The sequence below is a fragment of the Paenibacillus sp. 2TAF8 genome, from assembly GCF_052114825.1.
Classification (GTDB): domain Bacteria; phylum Bacillota; class Bacilli; order Paenibacillales; family Paenibacillaceae; genus Paenibacillus.
In genome coordinates, this window is record NZ_JBFRFN010000013.1 from 170,085 (window position 1) to 188,796 (window position 18,712).

An 18,712-nucleotide genomic window follows, 5' to 3' on the forward strand; every position below is an offset into this window, starting at 1 on the left:
CCTGGAGATAACAATGGGGAGTATACATTTTATTTAAAATTTAAAATAAATAGATTTAAAGTCCTAGGTCTTCTGATATAATCATGTCGAAAGATGTCAATTACGACCAGATGTCTTCTACATACTTTGGGAGGTCTACCCTATGAAAAAGTCAACAAAGCTTCTCTCTTCAACGGCTATCGCCGCGATCGCAGCGGTATCAGTCGTTACTTCTGCTTCGGCAGCAAGTGCTACTGTGGCAAAGCCCGTTTCTTCTTTGTCCAGCGTGAACCTCTCCTCCATGGATATTGAAACGGCATTGATGATGGTTCAGCAGGAGCGTACCAAATTGCTGGATGCTCAGTTGCAAGCGCAAATCCAAGAGGTACAGAACCGCAATCAACAGATCACTGATCTCAATGCAAAGTTGCAAGTGGCTCAGCAAAACGGTGACCAAGCCGCAGTGCAGACACTGAAAGGCCAGATTGATGCCCTCAGCAATTCGCAACAAATGGATATGCTTCGTTTGCAGTCCATGTCTAACAAACGGAATGAAGCTTTTGATCTGATGACTAATTTCATTAAAAAGATGCAGGACTCCAGATTCTCCATCATCGGTAACATGCGTTAAGACCGGGATCTAAAACAAGGATTAGAATTGTACTTTCATCAAGAAACACAACGTTACAAAAGCAAAAAGAGCAAAGCCGGAATCAACATTCCAAAGCTTCGCTCTTTTTTTATTTTACCCGGCCAGCTTAACCCGACCAGTCGCGACGCCGAGTAAATAGATCCTTCAGTTCATCCGTCGGCAGTTCGGTAATCCAGTTCTCGGAGCTGGTGATGATGTTGTCGCTAAGTTGCTGTTTGCTCTCTAACATCTCATCAATGCGTTCCTCGAGTGTACCGAGGGAGATGAATTTATGCACCTGCACGTCTTTGGTCTGTCCCATCCGGTACGCCCGGTCCGTTGCCTGATTCTCAACCGCGGGGTTCCACCAGCGGTCAAAGTGAAAGACGTGATTAGCCGCTGTCAGATTCAGGCCAACACCGCCAGCCTTAATGGACAGAATGAAGACTGAAGGTTGCTTGTCCGCAGGCAGTGTTCGAGACTGGAATTCCTCAATCATACGATCCCGTGCGGTCTTCGACGTGCCACCATGCAGGTAGAGTACAGGTTCTTGCAGCTCCTGACGCAGCACTTGCTGTAACATCTGCCCCATACCGATATATTGTGTAAAAATAAGGCAACGCTCGCCCTCGTCACGCAACTCGCGAACGAGCTCCATTAGCCGTTCCAGCTTGGCCGAGCGGCTGATCAGCATCGCCATGTCCTGCGGGCTGTACACATCATAAGTTGATGTTGCTGGGTCGTCCGCAGGCAACTCTTCAGGCAACGTTTCCTTAGTAAGCAACAATGGATGGTCACACAGTTGCTTCAACTGAGTTAACGCGGAGAGAATCGCGCCTTTGCGCTTGATGCCCTCCAGCTCTTTCATTTTATCCATCAGAGCTTGCACCGATTGGTCATATAATGCACTCTGTTCACCTGTGAGGTGAATATACGTTTTCATCTCATTTTTGTCCGGCAGATCGAGCTGGATATTCGGATCTTTTTTCTTGCGGCGAAGCATAAAAGGTTTCACCAGCTGCTGCAAATCCTGCATACGCTGCTCGTCCTTGTCCTTCTCAATCGCACTGATGAAGCGGGTCTGGAATGCACGAGCACTGCCCAGATAACCCGGATTAATGAAATCGTAGATCGACCACAGTTCGGATAACCGATTCTCGATCGGTGTACCTGTGAGCGCAATGCGATGTTTGGCCGGGAAGCTGCGTACAGCCATGGACTGCTTGGTTTGGGCATTCTTGATATTCTGTGCCTCGTCCAGACAGATGGCAGACCACGTGTAGGTTTCCAGCAGTTCCTGATCCAGTGTCGCCGTAGCGTAGGAAGTAATAATAATATCGGACTGTTCTGCTTGCTCCCGGAATTCTTCTCCATTTAACCTGCGTGGTCCGTAATGCAGACTCACACGGATGGAAGGCGCAAAACGACTGATTTCTTTCTGCCAGTTACCCAGGACCGATGTCGGACAGATCAGAAGGGCTGGAGCCTGTCCTGGCAGCCTTGGCTCATGATCCTTGATGTAAAGCAGATACGTAATGAACTGGATCGTTTTCCCCAGACCCATATCATCGGCAAGACAAGCGCCTAGGCCGAACCTGCGCAGAAAACCAAGCCATGCGAAGCCTTCCTTCTGATAGGAACGAAGCTCCGCATGAAGTCCCTCCGGAACGGGCAGGGAAGGGGCTCCTCCTTGTCCGCCGCCAAGCTGAGCAATGACCTTATTCAGATGTTCATTCAACTCCACCTCAAGCCGGATGCTTTCGCTGTTCTGAGATAACTCCGGTTCCTGCTCGGCTTCGGCCTGTTGACCTTCCTTCCATTTCTGCTTGGCATATTCCCGCTGTTCATTGTGAAGCAGATGCAAGTGCAGAATATCCTGGAAAGAGAGTCCTTGCTCCCGATCCACACCGCCCATGGCTCTGCGAATTTGCTCCAGCAAATCGGGGTCGAGCGGCACCCATTCACCGCGGAAGCGGACGAGCCGTTCGTTGCGGGCGACGAGATCTGCAAATTCCTCTTCACTAAGATCGGTATCCCCAATGGCGATGCGCCAGTCAAAATGAATGATCGAGTCCAATCCGAAGAAGGATTGGCCACGTTCGCTGCCTTCCTCCGGTTTCACCTTCGCACGCAGCTTCGGTTTTTTCTTCCGGGCGGCTTCCCACCAGCCCGGCAAAAGGACTTGCCATCCGGCAGCTAGCAAGCGACCGCTCTCTTGGGTCAGGAACTGCCAGGCTTGCTGATCATCCAGCGGATCGCTTAGTATATCTCGTCTGCCGCTGATGGAGCCGCCAAGACGCGGCAGTTGCGCACGGAGCTGATCCAACCAGCCAGCCGAGCGATCCAGAACAAATGGCGTCCATCCTTCGGGCCATTCGCCCTCCAGTCGTCCGCGTGAATCAAGCATGACTGGCACGAGAACCGCGGCGTCCAGCTTGTTCTGCAATACCAAGCGCAGTCGCCATGAGAAGTCGTCCTCATCTGGCTCCTGCAATTGCAGCATCGGGCGAAAGGGTGCAGCATCGGCTTTCCAGCCGATGGACACCAGCCATGACCGAGCATCAAGTCCTCCTGTTCGCGGAAGCACTCCACGCTCGGGGAACAGCTGCGGGAACTCCCTCCGCAGGTCGGTAGCAGCCTCTTCTTTGCTGTAGCATTGCTGGAACACGGCGGCGGAATAGGCCGCGCCAAGCCCTTCGGCGTAGCTCTCGTCTGTCTGTTGAATCGCTTGGTTAAGGGAAGCCAGCTCTTGTTTTTTCATACTGTCCGTATCCCAAGTCCATTGCAGATGTCCAGCGCGATGAGCCTCAAAACTAGGGACATACTTACGATTTTCAATGGATGATGCAAGTATCGGAGCAAGTCGGATAAGGTGCTCTGCTTGCTCATCCCACTTCCACTCGATGTGGATCAGAGTATGCATTTCCGCAAAGAATGGAATGACTTCTTCTGCAGGCAGCACTACAAGCTCGACTTCTTCAATCTGCCGGATTTCCAGATCCGTACCGTAGAAGGAGGGGGCATGCCAGGCAAAAAGACGCTGCTTCAACGACTGGCCTGATACAAAGTGGTGTGTATTCAGCGCACCGTAAAATAGCGCATCGCCATAGCCGGTCAAAGCCACATGTACCTCAATCGTTTCCGTATAGGGGTGAATTAGACTCATGGAATCAGTTTACCTTTCCGAAGCTCCTCCTGCAGGGCGCGCAATCGGCTGTTGCGAACAGCCAGTGCAGTAATGAACTGCTCCCATGGCTCCTCTCGCTTCATTTTTTTATATAGTTTGGACAGTCGTTTCAGCAGCTTTACAGCGGCTTTATAACCATCTCTGTTCTTGTGTGTGATATAACGCTCTACCGCCTGATGATAGAACGGCAACAGCAATTCAGGGGCATCCTTCTCGATGGGTTGCAACACGGCCACGCGGAATTCGAGAGGTTCTGTGCCTGTACTCAGTTGAAAATCAATCCATCTGCGCCACTGCCCCCGAGAATGCATGGCGTCCTCATAAGCAGGCCGAGAGTGGGGAAGCATGCTGACCAGCGTGTCCCACATCCGGTGCTCTGCGTCCGGGACATGTTGGATGGCGACATCCCACAATCGCATATAGTCCTGCAAAGGAGCATTGCGGCGACCCGCCAGCAGGGGCCCGAGCTGTACCAGCCATTCGGACAGACGTGTCCATTCAGCTGCATCGGTCAGTGTATGGAGAAAGGACAACAGATGTTCCGGCGGAATACCATAGGCTGAGCTGCCATGGACAAGTTTCTGCCAAGCCGATGTGTCTTGTTCCAGGTGGTAGTACATCCAGCTTTGTGCCAGAACAAGCGGTAATGGTAAAGATGCTTTTCTGACGTTTTTATCTGTGCCGGGCACGGTTCCTGCAGACGAAACGATCTTCGCTTCTGCTTCGTTCAGTAGATTAAGTTCTGACTCCAACATCGCCTGTTTACCTTGAAGCCATGGCACAATCCAGTTTAGCCACAGCTTGGAGTAAACGGGCGTGAAGAACATCATATTAGCGGTCTCCGGCAACATCTCTGTCCGCAAATAAGCCGCAGTTTCTTCGAGCCTTGCCCAGACATGTTCAAGTGCCGTGCCCTTCAATCCGGACAAGTCCAGATCCCGAAGCAGAAGGGCTTCAATTCCTTTTTGGAGAGCGTCTACCGCCAGTTGGGCAGGGTAACTTAAATACACAGGAGTATGCGTAATAGAGTTGCGCGCGGGTGGTATACAGTAACGCATAAGGTAAAGCTGAACATGAAGCTCAAACAGCTGATCCATCGCCACTGACATCTTAGGTTTGATCGCGTATAGTTCATCTGCAGCTTCCTGAATGTAGGCCGTCGTTGCTGTTCCTGTCCCGAGTCGCTTGAGGGTCGCTCGAAATAATTCATGCCATTCAACAATGTCCATTCCAGCGAGTTCGGTTGCCCGCTCCTTAATTGTGCTATACTGGGGTCCATCCGAGGAGAGGGTGTCTTGGAAAGCCTCCTCTTGTTCCGTAACATCGCTGAAGCTATAAGCTCTCCCAGAAGTCGAAACTGCCGGCTTGCTGGTTTGCTTCAAGGCAGTACTTGCATGTGCATTGACCAGTGCAGGAACGGGGCGTCCTTGCTGTTCAGCATAACTCATCAATACAGCAGCCATATGTTTGCATGGAGAGTTGACCGGACAGGCACAATAACTCGTGGACAAAGCCTGCATACGGAGCACAACTTCGTAAGACTCGGTTCCTTGCACTTCAGACATAATGATCTGAGACTCATTGAATTTTAAAGCTCCAACACGTTTCTGCTTATAATATTGGAATCCACGCATGATCGTCAGGTTGTTAAAAAGCTCTGCAACCTCACGGATTAATGCTTGCCACTGCGTATCATCCATGATCTGTTCCTTAGGTATGTTCATCATTCCATCTCCTGGGGTATACATGGTTAATAACGATGACGTCCTCGACGTCACGGCCTAGAGCTTCAATGCTTCTATCATATCAGTTCTGGAGAGGCTCGTGCAGACGTCATCCGAATCTACTGCACGAATACTCCATATTGTGTATGCTTATCTTATAACGTATGTATTCATTTCAGGAGCAGTACTGGCTGCACGGCGGCCATATGAAGACTATATTCAACAACAGGAGAGAGCATAGAGATGAAAATCCTTACATTAAATGTCCATGCCTGGGCGGAAGAAAATCAACGGACCAAGATCAGTCAGCTGGCTGATTTTATCAATACACATCAATTTGATATCATATCGATGCAAGAGGTGAACCAGCCGATTCAAGAAACGGCGCTGACCCAAGAGGAATTGCAGACGTATACAGCAACCGAAGCGGATGTGACGATCAAAAAAGATAACTACGCTCATGTCCTGCTGCAGCAGTTAAGCGACACGTATTACTGGACCTGGATTCCGACACATATCGGGTTTCGTACATACGATGAGGGGCTGGCGGTTCTAAGTCGGACACCGATTACGCGTTCGTTCAGCGAGTATGTGTCCCACCTGCGGGATTATAACAACTATCGAACACGCAAAATCGTTGGAATCGAGACCAAGCTGCAAGGTGAGTCCACATCAACATGGTTTGTGAATGGACATTATAACTGGTGGGATGATGCACAGGAACCTTTTAAGGGGCAATGGGATTTGACCGAGCTTGTGCTTGCACCTTATATGGATCAACCGTTGTATCTGATGGGTGACTTCAACAATGTCGCGGAGATTCGTGGACAAGGCTACGATTACATGATGGAGCATGGCTGGAATGATCTGTACACGACAGCCAAGCAAAAAGACGACGGGGCTACTGTTGTCAAAGCGATTGCTGGCTGGGCGAATAATGAACAACCGCTAAGGATTGATTATATTTTCTCGAATCGTCCTGTCCAGGCGCAAACCTCGAGCGTTGTGTTAAATGGTAAAAATGGCCCTGTTGTATCCGATCACTTCGGTGTTGCGGTAGAGATATAAACGATTTTACGAGTTTATGCTTTCGCGTTCACCTACTCTTTCTGGTGTACGCCAGAATGTGAGATTCGATCAAGCAGACGAAAGCCTCCACTCATTTCCCGAACAGGGAATGACAGTGGAGGCTCTTGGTATGTTATGAAAAAACTCATTTCTTATGTAATTCGTGATAGCTAAGGTAAAATGTTAAATTACTCAAGTTTACTCAAGTGCCAGCATTTGCTGTACAAACTTTTTCAGATTTGCACTGGTCTCGGTCAGTTGTTCAATACTCTGCATAAACTCAGTCACAAGCTTGGCTTGATCCCCCGTTGCTGTCGAAATCTGGCCAATCTCTTGCTCCATATGTTTCATTGAATTCTGTACACTGCCCAGAGAGGTCTCAATATCCGATGCAGCTTGTTTCGTATGATCGGAGAGTTTGCGGACTTCACTAGCTACGATGCCGAATCCGGCTCCTTGCTCGCCAACCCGAGCGGCCTCAATCATCGCGTTCAAGCCGAGCAGGTTTGTTTGCTCCGAGACTTCGCGGATCACGTTGGTGACTTTAGTGACGTTAATCGAGTTTTCGGAAGCCTTTTGGGAATTTCGCAAAATTTCTTCCGAGGTTGCCGACAACTGCTCCGAATGGGCTGCAATTTGTTGGATGCCGCCAACAAGGGCATTAATGGTTGTTTCATTTTCGTTGATCAACGTTTCCAGTGTTAGATGATTATTGAGTGCATAGTTGACTCCAAGGATACCGACGACTTGTCCGTTTTCCTTCACGGGAATCAGAATGGAATCAAACGGTCTTCCCTGAAGATCGCCAGGCATACGTACGATCGTGCGGGATTCTTTATTCGCCAGCATTTTGAAATGCTTGTAATCCTCATGTAGTTCATCCCCAACCTTTACACCGATCTCCAGACTTTGGGCTTCGGAGAAATAGAGTACTTTCTCATGATCATTAATGGATATAGAGATATCATCACGGAACATTTGACGGACAAACGGCATTGCATTAACCAGTGATTCCAAGGTATTCAATATAAATCTGTCCTTTCCAAAATAGTATGGGTTATTATTGAACTACCAAGTATATATCGGTTATTTTTTGTGTTTGTTTAAACCATGACTTGCTTTAGTTCTATATTTCGCCTTATTATCCGGAAGGTTAAGTAATAAATCCAGACTATAGTGTAAGCGTAAACAAAAATCTGTAGCCACCATGGTCTATGTCAGTTATACTAGGATTATTAATCGGTATGAATGGTAAAAGGGGTGCAGATGTTCTCCTCACAAAGGGGTATCCTTACTGAGGTTAAGCGCTATATCTTTATCATAAAAATAGGTGAATAACGTCCTGTAAACAGGCATGGGCTTTTATAAGATTGAGAAGTACTCCAACATGAGAGGAATGTGGCATTCGATGACAACGTATTTCAGTGAACCGCAGAGCATGTATTATCGATTCGGAGAAAATCAGGAGCAGGTATTGAAGGTGCTCGCTGAGAGATATATTGGTGCCAATGCACAGGCCGATTTTGTGTATCGGGCGTTTCAGCAATCCGGAATTTTGCAAAATGATAAAGGGCTTTATGATCTGAACCTTGGTAAACGCTTTCCAAATGCACCGAAGGATCATATCTCCTATGCTGCAGCTCTGGTCTGGGGTGACGAGAACCGCAATCTGGATGTGCTCGTTCGTTGTTATGGCCCGGTGCGTTTTTATTTTAACAACGAGATGATCTACCGTTCTACTGTAATCGATGAGATTACGCCGGACGCCACAGTAAAGCTTGGAATCGACATCCAACCTGGCTGGAATACGGTATGGCTGGAGATGAAAAATACCCCCGCCGGATTCGGATGTCAGTTCGGTTCCGATGAAGGGAAAGTGCGTATTCTGAATGTACTTGCTCCTTTTCAGGAGCGTTCGGGACAAGCGGGTTGGGTCTTCTCTGAACCTGTATCCTCGTCAAACGGGCAAAAACAACCGAACTTGCTCGCAGGTCAAGGGGAGAGTGGCTTGAATTGGCTACCCGAAGTTCACTGGTCTGCTTCCCAACAGAATAAATCGGCTCTGGAACGAATCTATGGGTTGCTTCCGGGCAGACATGCTTATGCGTGGACTCACCTGAACAACCGTGATGCATCTGGACGTCCTGTTCGTTTGTCTGGACAATCTTCTGGTCCACTAGATATCTGGCTTGGCGGTAAATTGGTTGCGGAAGTGAAACAAGCAGGGCCGTTTGAAGTAGAGGTGGCGGCTTCCTTTGGCCGGAATGATCTTTTGGTTCGAAGTGAATGTCAGGCTGACGCTAATTCTTGGGGGTTCGACCTGAAGGCATCTGTTGGCGCGGAGTCACTTCCATTGGAGCTTCCACAGCGAGTACAGGGAGCACTGGAGGAATGTTGGTTCTATGCAGGGCCTTTCGAATCCGGCGCTGAACCAGAGCTGGCAGACCTGATGCGTATGGATCGCGTTTACAAGACAAGTGCCGGTCAGAAGGGTGCAGAGGCGAGCAGCAATGCTACGGGAGCGGAGCGGACATACTGGCGACTGGATCGGCCGGACGCGTTCATCCGACCTTATTATGAAAATGCGATGCTGAGCAATAAATGGACCGTGGGTAGTGTAACCAACTATGGACGTTGGGACTACCCGCTGGGTGTCACAGTCTATGGTCTGCTCCAGGCAGGACGATATATGCAAAGACCAGATATTACGCGTTATGCGGCTGAACATGTGCAGGCTTGTACACAGATGTATGAGTATTCTCTCTGGGATCGTGAACAGTATGGGTTCCCGGCTATTAACCAGCAATTGATTATGTTGAAAATGCTGGACAACTGCGGTTCCTTTGGCTCAGCGATGCTGGAGTCTTATACCGAATGCAAGGAACCAACCTACCTGCCGATTGCTGAACGAATCGCGGACTTCATGCTTTCCCGATTGGAACGCCGGGCGGATGGAGCATTCTATCGCACATGTGCAGGTGAATATGCCGAGAATACGATGTGGGCAGATGATCTATACATGAGCACACCGTTCCTTGTGCGGTATGCCCGTGTGACAGGAAAGTCAGAAGCGCTTGATGAAGCGGCAAAACAGTTCTCGCTGTATCGCAAATATTTGTTTATGCCTGAGTACAAGATCATGTCTCATGTGTATGACTTCAAATATGAACAGGCAACGCAGATTCCTTGGGGGCGTGGTAATGGGTGGACGCTGTTCTCCTTGACGGAAGTGCTGGAGGCATTGCCGGAAGACCATGCGGAACGTCCTGCTTTAATCGCATTTTTCAACGAGCTGTGTGAGGGCTATGCGGCACTGCAAAGTGAGAGCGGACTCTGGCACCAAGTGTTGAATCATTCGGAAACGTATCTGGAAGCTTCCTGTACAGCCATGTTTGCCTACGGTTTTGCTCGCGGAGTACGGTTTGGCTGGTTCAAAGACCCTGCTGCATATGTTACAGCGGCTCAGCGAGCATGGAAGGGACTGGTCAGCAAAGCCATTGATCGTCAAGGCAATGTGCATGGCGTCTGCAGTGGATCGAGATATGCATTCACGGCTGAATACTATGATCAAGACTTACGTACGGTAACCAATGACAACCATGGCATTGGTATCATGATGCTGGCAGGCACAGAGGTAGCTAAGATGGAAAGGCATTTGTCGGAACGCACGGCGAAGTCTACAGCGTCTGCTGTGCACTCGGGATAGAACTAGTTGTACCAGCTTCCTACCTGCTTCATTTTGTAGCCATGTTCATAATGAAGGAATAAGCGCCACCGGGAATGTGGTTTCCGGTGGTTTTTCTTTCCAATGAACCCCTTACTTTTTTGACAGGATAGCTTACTTTTGTTTATGTCATGTACAGAGACAGGCGATTACAATAGTTTTGTAAGCGATTTCATATATGCAAAAAGGGGAGGAAATTCATTCATGATCATCAACAAAAAGTGGGTAACCCTGTTCTGCCTGTCCCTGTTATTATTCGCTACAGCCTGTTCTGGAGGAACCTCAAGTACGCCGGCATCTTCCGGTGATTCAGGCCAAGGCAGTGCTTCTGACAAAATTGAACTGCGCATGACCTGGTGGGGATCACAGACTAGACATGATCTGACAACCAAAGTGATCAAACTGTTTGAAGAGAAACATCCAGGCATTACGATTAAAGCTGAATATTCGGGCTGGGATGGATATTTTGATAAACTTACGACTCAGGTTGCTGGCTCGAACGCTCCGGATATCATCCAGATGGACTATGCGTTCCTGACGGACTTTGCACGGCGTGGTGCTTTGCTTGACCTGACGCCGTATGCAGATAAAGAGCTGCGGATCAAGGACCACGACAAGAGCATGATTACAGCCGGATCGATCGACGATAAATTATATGCCATCACCCTTGGGGTGAATGCGCCAGGTGTCATCTACGATGCAACATTATTCCAGCAGCTCGGCATTGAAGAGCCGAAGGAAAGCTGGACATGGGATGACTTCTCAGCGACTGCAGCCAAGATTGCTGCAGCGAAGGGGGACGGATTCTACGGTTCGGCTGATATTTCCGGTGCTACGAATATGTTTGAGGTATTTGTACGCCAGTCCGGCAAAGGTTTGTTTGAGGATGGCACTATGACAGCGACAAGTGACCAATTGAAAGAGTGGTTTGAGATGTGGGCTGCGCTACGTGAGAACAGAGGAGCCACATCTGCGGAAGTCGCTGCTTCCACAACAAATGCACTCGAAACCAGACCTATTTCTTTGGGTACAGCGGCTATGGACTTTGCGTGGTCCAACCAACTGCTTACGTTCCAACAAGTGAACAAAAACCAGGATCATAAGCTTGGCATTCAAGTGTTGCCACATGGTGTGAACGAAAAACGAATTGGTGAGTATCTGAAGCCAGGCCAGTTCCTATCCGGTTATGCCAAATCGAAACATCCAAAAGAAGTAGCCATGTTCATTGACTTTATGGTGAATGACCCTGAAGCGACAGCGATTCTAGGATCAGAGCGCGGTGTGCCTGTCAATGCAAGTATTCGTGAGCAGATGCAACCGAAACTGTCCGATGCAGAGAAAGTTATTTTCCAATTCATTGATACGGTATCGAAACATTCCAGTGAGATTAGCCCGCCATACCCGCAAGGATTTTCTGAAGTGGACACGAGTTTCAAAAGTACAAGTGAGCAGATCGCTTTTGGTCAAGGCAGCATGACAGACATCATTGCCCAGTTTATTGAAGGGGCCAAAGCAACGCTTGGATCAAGCCAGTAAAGAGAGTAGAGCTTGTAGCAATAGACGAGTTTTACCTGCAGCTGTATCTGTAGATATATCTTGAAGATATACCTACAGATACAACTGGCACTCTCGTTCCGATGAACTTCAAATACTGCGGGGAGGTTGCGAAAATGACGACATCACAGGTCAGTCAAGCCAGAATCGAGAAAGTAGCCGCCCGGCGTGTGAAACGTCGATACGCCCATAATGGAGCCGCTCTGCTCTTTCTCGCCCCTTGGCTTGTCGGATTAGTATTTCTGACCCTAGGTCCAATGCTTGCTTCGTTATACATTTCCTTTACCGACTACAGTATACTGGCCGCCCCGAACTGGGTTGGTCTGAATAACTACGTCACCATGTTTACGTCCGACAAGCTGTTCACCAAGTCGCTTCAGGTGACATTTACCTATGTTGCTGTGTCCGTTCCGCTCAAACTGATTTTTGCCCTGTTTGTCGCGATGTTACTCAACAAAGGTATTCGCGGACTTGGCATATACCGCACGGTGTACTATATCCCGACATTGCTGGGAGGCAGCGTAGCTATCGCAATGTTGTGGCGCAAAATGTTGGGCGGTGACGGATTGCTCAACAGCGTACTTGCGATGGTAGGTATTAAAGCACCGGACTGGGTGGCAAATCCGAAGTACGCACTGTATTCCATTGTTCTGTTGTCTGTATGGCAGTTCGGCTCATCCATGATCATATTCCTGGCAGGACTCAAACAGATTCCACCGGAGTATGATGAAGCTTCTGCGGTAGATGGTGCGGGTCCGATGCGGAGATTTTTCTATATCACGTTGCCGATCCTGTCACCTGTCATCTTCTTTAACTTAGTTATGCAGCTGATTACGTCCTTTCAATCGTTCACACAGGCCTTCATTATCAGTAACGGCAGCGGGGGTCCGGTGAATTCCACATTGATGTACTCTCTCTATCTGTACAAAAAAGGGTTCTCCTTCTTCCAGATGGGTTATGCTTCTGCCATGGCGTGGGTGCTGGTAATCCTGATCGGCGTATTTACATTGCTCGTATTCCGCAGCAGCAAGTTGTGGGTACACTATGAGGATGGTGGAAAATCATGATTGGACAACGTAACTCCGTAGCATGGATTGTCACCAAACATGTACTGATTTCAGGCATCGCTCTTCTTATGCTCTATCCTGTTCTATGGATGCTGGGTAGCTCTTTCAAACCGGGGCATATGATTTTTACGGAAACCTGGTTCTGGCCAAAGGAATGGAATTGGCAAAATTACGTGACGGGCTGGTCCGGTGCTCAAGGGAATGCCTTTTCCAAATTTCTGACCAACTCCATCGTCCTGTCGCTGGGAGCCGTGCTGGGCAATGTGATCTCCTGTTCAATGGCGGCCTATGCCTTCGCCCGGTTGAACTTTCGCTTCAAGGCCATCTGCTTCGGGCTAATGCTGATGACGATTATGCTGCCACACCACGTTACGCTAATCCCTCAGTATATTCTCTTTAATCAGCTGGAGTGGGTGAATACGTACTTGCCGCTGATTGTGCCGAAATGGCTCGCGACTGATGCGTTTTTCATCTTCCTGATGGTACAGTTTTTCCGGGGCTTGCCTCGAGAACTGGATGAAGCAGCGACCATTGACGGATGTGGTCCGGTGAGAATCTATACCAAAATCATTATCCCGCTCGCTTTTCCGGCACTTGTAACGACAATGATCTTTACGTTCTTGTGGACATGGGATGATTTCTTCAGTCAGTTGATCTACCTGAGCGATGTGAGCAAGTATACCGTTCCGCTGGGGCTGCGCCTGTTCCTGGATTCGAGCTCACAGTCCGATTGGGGTCCGATGTTTGCCATGTCTGTTTTATCCCTTGTGCCATGTTTTATCGTATTTATCGTGTGTCAGAAGTACTTCGTGGAAGGAATCGCGACCTCTGGGCTCAAAGGGTAATTCCAAGACGAAACGAGTTGATTCCGTATGCGAAAAACAAGATGGTCTGCCTATATTCATCAAAAGCTGCAACAAAGCAAGCTCTCCACATTGATGGTGACTTGCTTTATTGCGTTTAATCTGTTGCTCGTCTCAATCATTGTTTGGCTTGCCTATCAATCTTTCTCTGCGGTCACATTTACCGAAATCAGCAAAGCACGTCTTGCTCTCTTGAATGAGAGCACTAGGCGGGGCTTTGATTTTATTACAGGGGTAACGGGCACGGCCTATGGACTCGCAAGCAACAGGGAGTTGTCTAACTTGCTGGATACATCTAAAACGGGTAGGCTGGCACAGATACATCAGCGGAGAGAGGTTTCACGAATTCTGGATCATACCATGGTGGTGAGTGATGGGATTACCTCGATTGAGCTGTATACGGATGCTTTTAATGAAGTAACGGTGACGATGGCTGATCGTATTTTCCCTGTAGATGTTATATCCAATGATTCATGGTTTGCCGCACTGGAGAAGGCCGATGCAGCCTGGGTTCCGCTTCGTGAGAATGAATCGGGACAATCCTTAGTTGGATATGCTCAGCGAATCTATGACAGCCGGGGTGGGACGGTCGCTTATGTGCTCATTCGTCTAAGCAGAGCTGATATCGTACGCAGGTTCGCCGATGTACCGATGGTGCTGGATGGAAATGTGCTGCTGGTTGATACCGCTGGCAACGTAGTGATGCAGATGGGAAAAGCTGAACCGTCAGGGGGAATTGTAACCCGGTCTGATCATCAAGAAGATCAAGCGCTCCCTGGGGAACAGGCAATTACAGCTAAAGGGGCGATGGACAGTATTACCTCATCTTCTTCTATTATAGATAGTGCCTGGATTCAAGAGCATGCAAGTCCTGAAGAAGATGGATTCGAAGTAGTATCGGGTCAACCGGGTGGAGCCCAATTGGTGCTGTATTCCAGACCTGCCATGCTTCAGTGGCGTCTTGTACAAACGATTCCTGTATATACCTTGTTATCCCCAGTTCGCCAAGCAGGGTGGCAGATCCTTGGTATCGCTGTGCTTGGGCTTCTATGCTCGGCTGTGCTTGCATATTTGTTTGTACGGCAGATTATTCGGCCTCTGCGCCAACTGATCAAACGAATGAGACAGCTTGAAAAAGGGGACTTCGATACTCGTGTAAAACTGTCGTTTACAGAGGAGTACGCCCATCTGGCATATGGGTTTAACCATATGGCTTCACAGCTTACGACGCTGATGGAGCAGGTCAAGGAAGAGAGTCGAGCGAAACGGGAAGCACAAACCAGCTTGCTTGAAGCTCAGATCAAACCTCACTTCCTGTACAATACGCTTGATATGATTCACTGGCGTGCACTTGATTATGAAGCGAAGGATATCAGTCGTATGATTGTGCAATTGAGCAAGCTGCTGCGGATCGGGCTGAGTGGGGGCAGGTTGTTTATCCGTGTAAGGGATGAATTAGAGCATGCCCGTTGTTACGTCAGTATTCAATCTGAACGCTTGCCATTCTCCATTCAATATGAGGAGCGTATCGATCCACGTATACGTGGGTGTCACATTCCCAAGATCATCTTGCAACCCTTTATTGAAAATGCCGTGATGCATGGGCATCCATCGGAAGGAACGTTGCGTATCCAAGTATGTATTTCCCCGGCGGAAGGTTCTGTTGCTGACATCACGATACGAATCACGGATAATGGACAAGGTTTGCCAGAGGGTTGGAGCATGGAGGATGCACGAGGCATCGGTGTTCGTAATGTACATCAACGCATTCAGTTGTATTGTGGACAAAGGTATGGCGTGCAACTACGTAATGGAAGTTCAGGCGGTGTCGAAGTGGAGATTACACTACCGCGCATTGAGACCGAAGGGCAATTAAATCTGTGGCTGGACGGTGAAAAATGATGAAAACCATTATGCTTGTCGATGACGACCCGCATATTATTAAAGCGCTGACCGAGCATATCAACTGGCCCTCCTTGGGCCTGAGTATTACTGGTACAGCGGCAAACGGGGTGGAAGCACTTGAGCTGTTCCACCGCGTGCATCCGGATCTTGTCATGACCGATGTGTATTTGCCGGGCATGACCGGACTTGAAGTCACGCAGGAGCTGCGGCGTGACTATCCCCATCTGCCGATTATCATCCTTAGTGGATATGACGAGTTCGAGAACGCCAGAGCAGCTATGCGCTGGGGCGTGAATCATTTTTTGCTCAAGCCGGCGGAGGTGGAGGAGATTGAGTCTGTGCTGCGAGAGGTGCTGCTGGAACAAGATGTGCGAGAGCGGCATGAGCGGCTGGAGCGGACATACAAACAAGAAGCAGGGCGCGTGCTCCCTTATCTGCGTAAACAGTTTCTTCATGAGCTGCTGACCACACGTTATCGGGCAGATGAATTACCTGAAGCTCGGATGGAATATATCGGATTTCATATGTACGCTCAGGTTCGTGTCGTCAGTTTGCAACTGAATCGTCCGGGTTTTATGACACGAATGAAAGAGCGGGACTGGCAGCTTTTGCGATATGGGGCGGCAGATATCATTCAGGAGACTGTGAAGGAACGGGCTGCTCGGATGGCGGGTTGCCAGGTGGAGGTTGTGGATTACTCCGATCAACTATTTGTGCTGGTTATGCTCGGAGAAGAGGATTACTTTGAAGAATTGCAAGCATTGGTGAGTCAGATCATGGATCAGATCTTTACGTATTTGAAAATTGAGGTTAGTGCTGGCATAGGCCGGGTGAAACATCATGCCTGTGAGGTCATCGATTCTTATCTGGAGAGTAGAGAAGCGGTAGAGCGAGCAGAGTTTCAGGGCGGGAACCGTATTTATCATGTGGAGATGCCGGAAGCGGCGGAGCGGAGTGCGACGGATTATTCTTTACTGCTTCATCAGTGGGATGAGGCGTGGGCTGACCTGCGGATTAATCTGGCGGAGGAGGTCTGGCTTCAACTTTTCCAAACGCTGCAAGAAGGGAACTGTGCAAGCATTCAGGATGCGCAGGTGGTTGCTGTCAGTTTGTTTGATACGATGATGCATAGCTGGAAAAAGCAACATCCGATGCTGACACCGCCTCTCACGATGAGCGACTTCCTGCGCGAAATACAGTCGAAGTATGCTTTGCATGATCTGATAAACTGGATGGATGGCGTCATTAAGGGATGGTTGGAGCAGATCCGTAAAGAGATGGGGGAGAAGAAAAGCAACAAACTCATCGCACAAGTGAAACAATATGTAGAGGAACATTATGCAGAGGAGATCAGCTTCGAGGCTATCGCAAAAGGCCTTTTTGTGCACCCCAAGTATTTAAGCCAGTTGTTCAAAAGAGTGACCGGGGAGAATTTTGTAAGTTACCTTAATGGATATCGCATACAGCGGGCGCTTGAGCTTTTGCAGTCAGGACATTATATGGTGTATGAAGTTAGTGAGATGACGGGATTCCGCAATGCGACGTATTTTAGTCAGGTGTTCAAGATGGTGACGGGGAAAAGTCCGTCTGAAGTCGATTAAGATAGAAGTTTTGCTTGATATGCAAAGTGATGATTGAATTTTGAGCCACAGTGAATCAAGTAAATAATATGGATGGAGAGAGAGAGGTGTATTTAAGTAGAGGTCAGCAAGGAGGGCTTGGAGTACGTTCTAAGCGAAACGGATCACATATTAATTTTACTATGGAGTGAAGGGTATGATTAAATCGAGATGATTATTAATGTGCGGGAATATGAACTCAAAGGGATGCAGTATATCATTCGTTCAGCTGAGGAAAAGGATGCGGATACCTTATGCTCACTTCGTGTGCGCCTGGATGGGGAAACGGAAAACATGGATCGTGAAGCAGGAGAGGCTTACATTGATGCTGCGGGTTTCAAAGAGCTCATTCGCATGGACTCAGAAAAGCGTAACAATCTGTTTCTGGTTGCTGTGGCATCAGGTAATATTGTCGGGTACTGCAGGTGTGCCGGTTCAGAATTGAAGCGTTTCTCACATCAGGTAGAGTTCGGTGTATGTGTAGCCCAGTCTTTCTGGGGATATGGTATAGGCGGAGAGCTACTGAAAATGTCATTGCAATGGGCAGACGAAAACGGGATCGAAAAGGTAGCATTAAAGGTACTTGCAACGAATGATAAGGCAATACGATTGTATGAGGCGAACGGTTTTGAAAAAGAAGGTGTTCTAAAAAGGGATAGAAGACATGCTGACGGGCAGTATTACGATACCGTTGTGATGGGCAGATTTGCCGATAGAGTTAGATAGGATGGGGAAGTAAGTGCGGTTGTTTGGAGATTAGAATAAACGAAGTACATGCTACCATGGATAGTTTTATCTATAATAATGGATGAGAGGGTTGTGTGATGAGTATAGGCTAGAGGATAATCATTAAGTAAACAATGGCTTGTCTATTCTATTCGGATTACTTGGATGGATTTAAACGGTAAGTCTTTCGCAGGTGTAATTGATGTGTAAGTGGAGTAGTAAGGTATGAAAAGAAGACAGCACAAGGCGGAGCTTCAATAGTCGTTATACAAGATTGTTGGAGTTGATATATATTATTTATCTAATAGAAGAATATTAGTTGGGATTTTTTACAAGTTGTCAAAGGGTTGTAGGTTATGATATATTCTAAATCCGGCCAAGAAAACACAGTTTACACGGTGCGGCAAGCAAATGAAAACAAGCTTCGAAAGAAACTTAAAAAAAGAGCTTGCAAAGTTGGTTCGGAAATGTTATGATATAAAAGTTGCTGAAGCGAATGAGTGACGGTGACTAAATAAGTTTGATCTTTGAAAACTGAACAACGAGTGAGTGAAACATTCTGCTTGCAGAATGAACGTGAAGGTTTTGGTACATGCCATCCGGCTGTATGAAAACTGGAACACAATTGAGATTTTTAATCTCGTCAGATTCAAAATGAGCTTATC

The 18,712-nt window shown here is 48.2% G+C and carries 12 protein-coding genes; 9 read left to right on the plus strand and 3 right to left on the minus strand.

Annotation, left to right across the window (positions count from 1 at the left end):
* Window positions 1-142: 142 nt before the first annotated feature.
* Complete coding sequence (locus tag AB4Z30_RS19720) at window positions 143-610, plus strand: hypothetical protein (protein ID WP_441929189.1); 468 nt, start codon at window positions 143-145, stop codon at window positions 608-610.
* A 127-nt stretch (window positions 611-737) separates the two neighbouring features.
* Here the strand turns inward: AB4Z30_RS19720 and AB4Z30_RS19725 are convergent, their stop codons facing one another.
* Together AB4Z30_RS19725 and AB4Z30_RS19730 are read right to left on the minus strand one after the other, a co-directional pair.
* Window positions 738-3,776: a DEAD/DEAH box helicase gene (locus AB4Z30_RS19725; RefSeq protein ID WP_441929190.1), complete on the minus strand. Its 3,039-nt coding sequence runs from the start codon at window positions 3,774-3,776 to the stop codon at window positions 738-740.
* Window positions 3,773-5,524 carry an SWIM zinc finger family protein gene (locus tag AB4Z30_RS19730; RefSeq protein WP_441929191.1) on the minus strand — a complete coding sequence of 584 codons (1,752 nt, stop codon included), beginning with the start codon at window positions 5,522-5,524 and terminating at the stop codon, window positions 3,773-3,775. Before AB4Z30_RS19730 ends, AB4Z30_RS19725 begins: the two co-directional genes overlap by 4 nt.
* Before the next feature lie 240 nt (window positions 5,525-5,764).
* Between AB4Z30_RS19730 and AB4Z30_RS19735 the strand changes: the two genes are divergently transcribed.
* Window positions 5,765-6,589: an endonuclease/exonuclease/phosphatase family protein gene (locus AB4Z30_RS19735; protein WP_441929192.1), complete on the plus strand. Its 825-nt coding sequence runs from the start codon at window positions 5,765-5,767 to the stop codon at window positions 6,587-6,589.
* A 198-nt stretch (window positions 6,590-6,787) separates the two neighbouring features.
* Here the strand turns inward: AB4Z30_RS19735 and AB4Z30_RS19740 are convergent, their stop codons facing one another.
* Window positions 6,788-7,615, minus strand: a complete 828-nt coding sequence (locus tag AB4Z30_RS19740; protein ID WP_441929193.1) for a methyl-accepting chemotaxis protein — start codon at window positions 7,613-7,615, stop codon at window positions 6,788-6,790.
* A 361-nt stretch (window positions 7,616-7,976) separates the two neighbouring features.
* On the opposite strand from AB4Z30_RS19740, the gene AB4Z30_RS19745 reads away from it, so the two are divergent.
* The 7 genes from AB4Z30_RS19745 to AB4Z30_RS19775 all read left to right on the plus strand — a co-directional run bounded on the left by AB4Z30_RS19745 (window position 7,977) and on the right by AB4Z30_RS19775 (window position 18,047).
* Complete coding sequence (locus AB4Z30_RS19745) at window positions 7,977-10,295, plus strand: glycoside hydrolase family 88/105 protein (RefSeq protein ID WP_441929194.1); 2,319 nt, start codon at window positions 7,977-7,979, stop codon at window positions 10,293-10,295.
* A gap of 222 nt (window positions 10,296-10,517) precedes the next feature.
* On the plus strand, window positions 10,518-11,849 hold the full coding sequence (locus AB4Z30_RS19750; protein ID WP_441929195.1) for an ABC transporter substrate-binding protein: 1,332 nt from the start codon (window positions 10,518-10,520) through the stop codon (window positions 11,847-11,849).
* 134 nt (window positions 11,850-11,983) lie between these two features.
* Window positions 11,984-12,934, plus strand: a complete 951-nt coding sequence (locus AB4Z30_RS19755) for a carbohydrate ABC transporter permease (protein ID WP_434748426.1) — start codon at window positions 11,984-11,986, stop codon at window positions 12,932-12,934.
* Complete coding sequence (locus AB4Z30_RS19760) at window positions 12,931-13,779, plus strand: carbohydrate ABC transporter permease (protein ID WP_441929196.1); 849 nt, start codon at window positions 12,931-12,933, stop codon at window positions 13,777-13,779. The genes AB4Z30_RS19755 and AB4Z30_RS19760 overlap by 4 nt, the downstream gene beginning before the upstream one ends.
* A 27-nt stretch (window positions 13,780-13,806) precedes the next feature.
* Entirely contained in the window at window positions 13,807-15,699 is a 1,893-nt protein-coding gene (locus AB4Z30_RS19765) for a cache domain-containing sensor histidine kinase (protein WP_441929197.1), read from the plus strand.
* Window positions 15,696-17,303, plus strand: a complete 1,608-nt coding sequence (locus AB4Z30_RS19770; protein ID WP_441929198.1) for a response regulator — start codon at window positions 15,696-15,698, stop codon at window positions 17,301-17,303. Before AB4Z30_RS19765 ends, AB4Z30_RS19770 begins: the two co-directional genes overlap by 4 nt.
* 189 nt (window positions 17,304-17,492) lie before the next feature.
* Window positions 17,493-18,047 carry a GNAT family N-acetyltransferase gene (locus tag AB4Z30_RS19775; RefSeq protein WP_441929199.1) on the plus strand — a complete coding sequence of 185 codons (555 nt, stop codon included), beginning with the start codon at window positions 17,493-17,495 and terminating at the stop codon, window positions 18,045-18,047.
* The last annotated feature ends 665 nt before the right edge of the window (window positions 18,048-18,712 follow it).

Coding starts and splice junctions, on each gene's coding strand:
- AB4Z30_RS19720 (WP_441929189.1), top strand. CDS start 143: ATGAAAAAGTCAACAAAGCTTCTCTCTTCAACGGCTATCGCCGCGATC.
- AB4Z30_RS19725 (WP_441929190.1), bottom strand. CDS start 3,776: ATGAGTCTAATTCACCCCTATACGGAAACGATTGAGGTACATGTGGCT.
- AB4Z30_RS19730 (WP_441929191.1), bottom strand. CDS start 5,524: ATGATGAACATACCTAAGGAACAGATCATGGATGATACGCAGTGGCAA.
- AB4Z30_RS19735 (WP_441929192.1), top strand. CDS start 5,765: ATGAAAATCCTTACATTAAATGTCCATGCCTGGGCGGAAGAAAATCAA.
- AB4Z30_RS19745 (WP_441929194.1), top strand. CDS start 7,977: ATGAGAGGAATGTGGCATTCGATGACAACGTATTTCAGTGAACCGCAG.
- AB4Z30_RS19750 (WP_441929195.1), top strand. CDS start 10,518: ATGATCATCAACAAAAAGTGGGTAACCCTGTTCTGCCTGTCCCTGTTA.
- AB4Z30_RS19755 (WP_434748426.1), top strand. CDS start 11,984: ATGACGACATCACAGGTCAGTCAAGCCAGAATCGAGAAAGTAGCCGCC.
- AB4Z30_RS19760 (WP_441929196.1), top strand. CDS start 12,931: ATGATTGGACAACGTAACTCCGTAGCATGGATTGTCACCAAACATGTA.
- AB4Z30_RS19765 (WP_441929197.1), top strand. CDS start 13,807: ATGCGAAAAACAAGATGGTCTGCCTATATTCATCAAAAGCTGCAACAA.
- AB4Z30_RS19770 (WP_441929198.1), top strand. CDS start 15,696: ATGATGAAAACCATTATGCTTGTCGATGACGACCCGCATATTATTAAA.
- AB4Z30_RS19775 (WP_441929199.1), top strand. CDS start 17,493: ATGATTATTAATGTGCGGGAATATGAACTCAAAGGGATGCAGTATATC.